This is a genomic window from Candidatus Protofrankia californiensis, assembly GCF_900634765.1.
Taxonomy (GTDB): Bacteria; Actinomycetota; Actinomycetes; order Frankiales; family Frankiaceae; genus Protofrankia; species Protofrankia californiensis.
Window position 1 is genome coordinate 4,156 of record NZ_CAAAFT010000257.1, and the last position, 4,205, is coordinate 8,360.

2 protein-coding genes and 1 pseudogene are annotated in these 4,205 nt (G+C 67.6%); 2 read left to right on the top strand and 1 reads right to left on the bottom strand.

Annotated elements, in window-relative coordinates:
• The coding region (locus DD1DGNOD_RS14120; protein WP_131770357.1) for a class I SAM-dependent methyltransferase at positions 1-632 on the top strand (632 nt) is incomplete at its 5' end.
• Positions 633-1,160: 528 nt separating this feature from the next.
• The gene (locus DD1DGNOD_RS14125; protein ID WP_131770354.1) at positions 1,161-2,411 is read left to right on the top strand and encodes a cytochrome P450 family protein; all 1,251 of its coding nucleotides are present in this window, start codon (positions 1,161-1,163) and stop codon (positions 2,409-2,411) included.
• 128 nt (positions 2,412-2,539) lie between these two features.
• Here DD1DGNOD_RS14125 and DD1DGNOD_RS14130 read toward each other — a convergent pair.
• Positions 2,540-4,205: pseudogene (locus DD1DGNOD_RS14130) on the bottom strand (DEAD/DEAH box helicase); the annotation flags it as partial.

Here is a 4,205-nt window from a genome sequence, read left to right on the forward strand (position 1 = left end):
GCTGCGGGCCGGGGCACAGCACCCGGATGCTCGCCGGGGCGTTGCAGGCGCGGCGCACGGTCGGGATCGACGCCTCTGTCGCGCATGTCGAGGCGGCTCGTGGTGTCGCGCCCGAGCTCGAGTTCGTCGTCCACGACCTGACCCTGACGCCCTTTCCCCTTGAAAACGCGGATGTGGCCTATGCCCGGTGGGTGCTGGCCCATCTGCCCGATCCCGTCGGCAGGGCGAGAAGCTGGCTCACCCAGCTTGCCCCGGGAGGAGTTCTGCTCCTGGAGGAAACCGAGCGGATCGAAACCACCGAGCCGGTATTTGTCCGATATCTGGCGTTGGCACGTGACGTCGTCGCCGCCCGTGGCGCGAGCTTGGAAGCCGGCCCGCTTCTTGCCGCATTCGACCCCGCACCGGTGGGCGAGGTCATGCGTAACAGCGTCCGGCAGTGGCCGGTAGCCCTGCCGACCGCGGCGGCGTTGTTCGCACTCAACCTGCGGGTGTGGGGCACCGACCCGGCGATGCCGCTGGCCGCGGATGACGTGGCCGCCCTGCAGGCGGCGCTGGACCGCCTGGCCGCATCCGACGATCGGCGGGTCGCCACCTGGCATATCCGTCAGATTATCCTGCGTTCTGCGATGTGATTGTGTAGCGCGGCAGGTCGCATCCGTGGAGGTGGCCGGGAACTTGGCCGGTGATTGACGGGATTCACGCCTTCTACGGGTCCTCGGCCGCCGGGGCGGGTGAAGCGGCGAAATACCGATGTCCAGCGGCGCGCGATCCGGCCGAATTTTCATCGTCGACGAGCGCGGACAACACTGATCTCATACTGTCGATGCCGTGACATGCGTGCGTGGCATGAGTGCGAGCAATCCTCGATAAGAGGACTACTCCGGAGACTACCGCTGTCGACCAACTAATCCATGACCGAACATCGTCGAATCATGAAACTAAAGGGACAAACGGTCGTGACAGCAGCCGTTTTCACCCTCAATTTTCTGATCGAACCGGGACGGGTGACCATCTGACCAGCGCGCCGGCGGGCTCAGGCGAAGCCGATCCGGTGAGATCCGGAAGGCCCAGGTCCCCCATTACCGACAGGTTCATAACGAGATCCCCGGATCCGGGGCGTCGATGCGCCCGGTAGAAGCATCTAGCAGAAGGAACCCAGTATGAGCGAAGTCACGCAGGCAGTTCCCGCAGCCGAGCTGTTCACCCCGGAATTCCGCCTCGACCCGTACCCGACGTATGCCCGGCTCAGGGAGAACTCGCCCGTCTGCCGGGTGCAGACACCCAGATTCGAGACCTGGCTCGTCACCCGGTATGCCGACGCCCGAGCAGTGCTGTCCGACCCTCGGCTGAGCAAGGACATCGACCGGGCCGGGGATCTCTATCTCCAGGTCTTCGGTGAGAAATCGGTCGCGCTGAACAGGAACATGCTGAACGCGGACCCGCCGGAACACACCCGGCTGCGGCGCCTGGTGTCCCAGGCGTTCACCCCACGCCGTATCGAGGCCCTGGCCCCCCGCGTCCAGCAGATCGTGGACCAGCTGCTGGACACGATAGTGCCCGCCGGCCGGGCCGAGCTGATAAGCGAGTTCGCCCTTCCGCTGCCCATGAACGTGATCTGTGAACTTCTCGGCGTCCCGGTCGAGGACCGCGAGCAGTTCTTCGGCGGCACACAGGTCATCCGGACCCAGGGCACGGCCGGGCGTAGCAACGAGGAGGACCGGGCGGCCATCCAGGAAGCGCAGCAGAACCTGTACAACTATCTCACCAAACTGGTCGGGAACAAGCGCGACCAGCCCGGTGACGATCTGATCAGCGCGTTGATCGCGGCCCGTGACGACGGGGGTAAACTCTCCGAGGAGGAGCTGGTCTCGACCGCGTTCCTCCTGCTTTTCGCCGGTCACCAGACGACGGCCGACTTCGTCGGAAACGCGGTCACCGCACTGCTGACGAACCCGGACCAGCTCGACCTGATAACGAAGAACCCGGAGCTCCTGCCGGGTGCGATCGAGGAACTTCTCCGTTTCAACGGGTCGGTTCCGGTGGCGAGCTTCCGGTTGGCGACGGAGGATGTCGAGTACAGCGGGGTACGCATTCCGAAAGGCTCGATCGTCACCGTGGTCCTCAATGCGGCGAACCACGACCCCCGGCACTTCCCGGATCCCGACAGCCTGAAGGTCGACCGGACGGAGAACCCGCACATGGCCTTCGGGTACGGCGTCCACTACTGTCTGGGTGTGTCGCTGGCCCGGATGGAGGCGCGGACCGCTATCGGCACATTGTTGCGCAGGCTGCCCAACCTGACTCTCGAGGTGGCCCCAGAAGAACTCCAGTGGCTGCCCGCCGCTTCTTCCTTCCGGGGCCTCCTCAAGCTCCCGGTCCGGTTCGAACCGTCAGGTCGACCACAGCACTGAGGCGCTGACCCACGGAATGCCGGATTGGGCCGAAGAACACGCGACCATCATTTTTCGTGCGTTCGGAGGCCCCGAGGGGAACCCGGGTCGGGCGGGTCGGATAGTGGACGCGCTATATCGACATGAAACTATATCGACATGGAGTAGGCGACGACCCCGCGGCGGACGGCGTCGAGAGCGGCGCGGGCGGTGCCCCGTACGGTCGAATCCGCCGGCGCGACCTGGGTGATCTGGTCGAGCAGGTCGATGAGCTGGCGCATCCAGCGGACGAAATCGCCGGCGGTGAGGTCCAGACCGGAGTCGGTCAGGACCTTCTCCAGCGAGCGTCCGGACGCCCAGCCGAAAGCCACCCAGGCGAATCCGGGCTCGGGCGGGCGCAGGAAGTCCAACCCGTGGCCGGCCTCGACGTCGCGTAGCCGTCCGGCGAGGCGGGCCGTCGCTGCCAGCGCGTCCCGCAGCCCCGGATCACCAGGCATCTTCGGTGCCGTCGCCTCCTCACCGCGGGGTTCGTAGACGAGCGTGGAGACCGCCGCGGCAAGCGCGGCGGGTGACAGCCCCTCCCACACACCGTCGCGTAGGCATTCGGCGACGAGCAGGTCCTGCTCGGTGTAGACGCGGCCGAGCAGGGCGCCGACAGCGGTGACGGTGTCGCCGCGCAGGTAACCCAGTGTCTCCAGGGCGGTGCACACCCGGTCGAAGACCTTCGCGACCGTGTTCGTGCGGTTTTCGATGCGCCGCTGGAGAACATCGGTCTCCCTGCGCAGCTTCGCGTGACGGTCCACGACACGCAGGTGCGCCTCCCGGTCCGGGCAGCCGTGCACGGGGTGGGCGCGCAGCTCGCGGCGCAGCCGGGCGAGGTCGGCGTCGTCCGCGGCAGCCGCCCGGACGCGGGCACGCCGCCCGGACTCGGGCGGGACGTCGACCTGGCGCAGGGACGACGCCAGGTCACGGCGGGACTGCGGCGAACGCGGGTTGAACGTCCGCGGCACCCGGAGGCGGCCCAGCGGTTCGACGGCCACCGGAAAGTCGACCGGGGACAATCTGCGGACCTGTTTGTCCACGGTGAGGACGACCGGACGCGGGCCGTCACCGTAACCGTTCACGCCGGGGTCGAGAACGACCGCGAGGCCGCTACGCCGGCCGGCCGGGACGCGCACGACATCACCGACGCGCAGCTTGGACAGCGACTCGAGCGCTTCGGCCCGGCGGCGGTTGACGCCTTCCCGCGACAGTGCCGCCTCGCGGGCCCGGATCGCCTCCCGCAGGCGTGCGTACTGCGGGACCGAGCCCTGCTCGCATGCCAGACCGGCAGCCAGCTCGTCGAGCGCGCCGTTGTTGCGGCGGACCTGCCGGGCCAGACCGACGACCGCGCGGTCGGCCTGGAACTGTGCAAAGGACGACTCAAGAACGCTCCGGGCCTCGGTCCGCCCGAGTCGCCCGACGAGATTGACGGCCATATTGTACGACGGACGAAACGACGACCGAAGCGGATATGTGCGGGTCGACGCGAGTCCCGCGAGGGCCACCGGGTCGAAACCGGACTGCCACAGCACGACCGCGTGTCCCTCGATGTCGATGCCGCGCCGCCCGGCCCGTCCGGTGAGCTGGGTGTACTCCCCCGGGGTGATGTCGGCGCGGGTCTCGCCGTTGAACTTGCTCAGGCGTTCCAGGACGACCGTGCGTGCCGGCATGTTGATGCCGAGCGCAAGTGTCTCGGTGGCGAACACGGCACGCACAAGGCCGCGGACGAACAGTTCCTCGACCACTTCCTTGAACGTGGGCAGCATCCCGGCG

What these genes read in the sequence shown, in the direction of transcription:
- DD1DGNOD_RS14125 (WP_131770354.1), top strand. Translation starts at nt 1,161, where the DNA reads ATGAGCGAAGTCACGCAGGCAGTTCCCGCAGCCGAGCTGTTCACCCCG.